The organism is Citrobacter sp. TBCS-15, from assembly GCF_005280815.1.
In the GTDB taxonomy this organism is placed as follows: domain Bacteria; phylum Pseudomonadota; class Gammaproteobacteria; order Enterobacterales; family Enterobacteriaceae; genus Citrobacter; species Citrobacter werkmanii.
The window spans coordinates 1-445 of record NZ_SZWK01000214.1; the positions used below are offsets into that span (position 1 = coordinate 1).

At 29.7% G+C, this 445-nt stretch carries 1 protein-coding gene; it reads left to right on the plus strand.

The window, feature by feature from the left end:
* Positions 1–159: 159 nt before the first annotated feature.
* A partial coding sequence (locus FDW96_RS12735) for a transposase (RefSeq protein WP_137365787.1) occupies positions 160–445 on the plus strand: 286 nt, incomplete at its 3' end.

Consider the following 445-nt stretch of genomic DNA (forward strand, 5'->3'; position numbering starts at 1 on the left):
GTTTGGTTAGAATTAGCACTACAAAAATCTCAAGAGGTAAAGGCAACAAAATTACTGACAGATTTATCAGAAGAGGAAATAAAAAAAAATCTTGGAATAATGTGATATGACCCCCATAAGTTAGACTAAAAAGTCTAGTTAATGGAGGTCAATTTTTTTATGACAAAATATACATTTGAATTTAAACTAAAGATTGTTAAAGAGTATCTTGACAAGAGAACTGGTTATCATTCCTTATCAAAAAAATATGGTTTTAAAGATACCCAACAAATCAGAAGATGGATTTTTGCTTATGAAATAGCTGGTGAAGAAGGTTTGAAAACTGGTAAAAATAGAGCATATTCAACCGAAGTGAAGTTAGATGCGGTAAACTTATATTTAACAAGTAACTGGTCTGCTAGAGATATTGCTAAAGACTTAGGTATAATTGATTATTCAAGAATAC